Source organism: Rhodococcus sp. NPDC059234, from assembly GCF_042754225.1.
In the GTDB taxonomy this organism is placed as follows: Bacteria; Actinomycetota; Actinomycetes; order Mycobacteriales; family Mycobacteriaceae; genus Rhodococcus_G.
Genome location: NZ_JBHZAH010000225.1, coordinates 1 through 1,534 on the forward strand (window position 1 = coordinate 1; position 1,534 = coordinate 1,534).

At 67.1% G+C, this 1,534-nt stretch carries 2 protein-coding genes; both read left to right on the forward strand.

Annotated elements, in window-relative coordinates; genetic code table 11:
• Positions 1-63: 63 nt before the first annotated feature.
• The gene (locus ACFXGJ_RS24395) at positions 64-711 is read left to right on the forward strand and encodes an ATP-dependent Clp protease proteolytic subunit (RefSeq protein WP_378625853.1); all 648 of its coding nucleotides are present in this window, start codon (positions 64-66) and stop codon (positions 709-711) included.
• A 41-nt stretch (positions 712-752) separates the two neighbouring features.
• Positions 753-1,415, forward strand: a complete 663-nt coding sequence (locus ACFXGJ_RS24400; RefSeq protein ID WP_378625854.1) for an ATP-dependent Clp protease proteolytic subunit — start codon at positions 753-755, stop codon at positions 1,413-1,415.
• The last annotated feature ends 119 nt before the right edge of the window (positions 1,416-1,534 follow it).

A 1,534-nucleotide genomic window follows, 5' to 3' on the forward strand; every position in this document is an offset into this window, starting at 1 on the left:
GCACCGGGACTCCGGGGCCGCCCCTGTTCGTTAGTGTCAGTGACAAGAACCAACGTTTCAGTGATGGAGAAGGCAGGTACCGTGACTTCACAGAACCCGGCGGCTTCGCAGGGCCCCGCCATGACTTCGGCCACGTCAGGTCTGAATCTCAGCGACTCGGTGTACGAGCGCCTGCTGCGCGAGCGCATCATCTTCCTCGGTACCCAGGTCGACGACGACATCGCCAACAAGCTGTGCGCGCAGATCCTGCTGCTCTCCGCGGAGGACCCGACCCGCGACATCTCGCTCTACATCAACTCTCCGGGCGGATCGGTGACCGCCGGCATGGCGATCTTCGACACCATGCAGTTCGCGGAGTGCGACATCGCCACCTTCGGCATGGGCCTGGCCGCCTCGATGGGCCAGTTCCTGCTCTCCGCAGGCACCCAGGGCAAGCGGTACGCCCTGCCGCACGCGCGGATCATGATGCACCAGCCCTCCGCGGGCATCGGCGGCACCGCCTCCGACATCGCGATCATGGCCGAGCAGTTCGCGCACACCAAGCGCGAGATGGCGCAGCTGATCGCCGAGCACACCGGTCAGACGGTCGAGCAGATCACCGCCGACTCCGACCGTGACCGTTGGTTCACCGCGACCGAGGCCAAGGAATACGGCTTCGTCGACCACGTCATCTCCCGCGCGCGGCAGGCCGGCGGCACCGGCAGCAACTAGCCGAGCCCGCCACGACGCCCCTCAACACTTTGGAGAAGAAGATGACCAACTTGTTCGATCCCCGCGCGCTGGGTGGACAGGCTCCCGCCGCGCCCCAGTCCCGCTACATCCTGCCGTCGTTCATCGAGCACTCGAGCTACGGCGTCAAGGAGTCGAACCCGTACAACAAGCTGTTCGAGGAGCGCATCATCTTCCTCGGCGTGCAGGTCGACGACGCCTCGGCGAACGACGTCATGGCCCAGCTGCTGGTCCTCGAGTCGCTCGATCCCGACCGCGACATCACTATGTACATCAACTCGCCCGGTGGCTCGTTCACCTCGCTGATGGCGATCTACGACACCATGCAGTACGTCCGGGCCGACATCACCACCGTGTGCCTGGGGCAGGCCGCGTCCGCCGCGGCGGTGCTGCTCGCCGCGGGTACTCCGGGCAAGCGTCTGGCCCTGCCGAACGCGCGCGTGCTGATCCACCAGCCCGCCACCGGCGGCATCCAGGGCCAGGTCTCCGACCTCGAGATCCAGGCCGCGGAGATCGAGCGGATGCGCCGGCTCATGGAGTCGACGTTGGCCAAGCACACCGGCAAGGACGCCGAGGTGATCCGCAAGGACACCGATCGCGACAAGATCCTCACGGCCGAGGAGGCCAAGGAGTACGGGATCATCGACGACGTGCTCGCCTACCGCAAGCCGTCCGCCCAGAAGTAGGGCGCGGTGCGCCCGGACCCACGCGGGGGCGGGGGACCCCCCGGCGAATACGCGGCCGCGAAAAACCGGCACAACGAGACCCGGCGTCGAGCACACGGGTTCTGGGGGCTCCGGGGGGA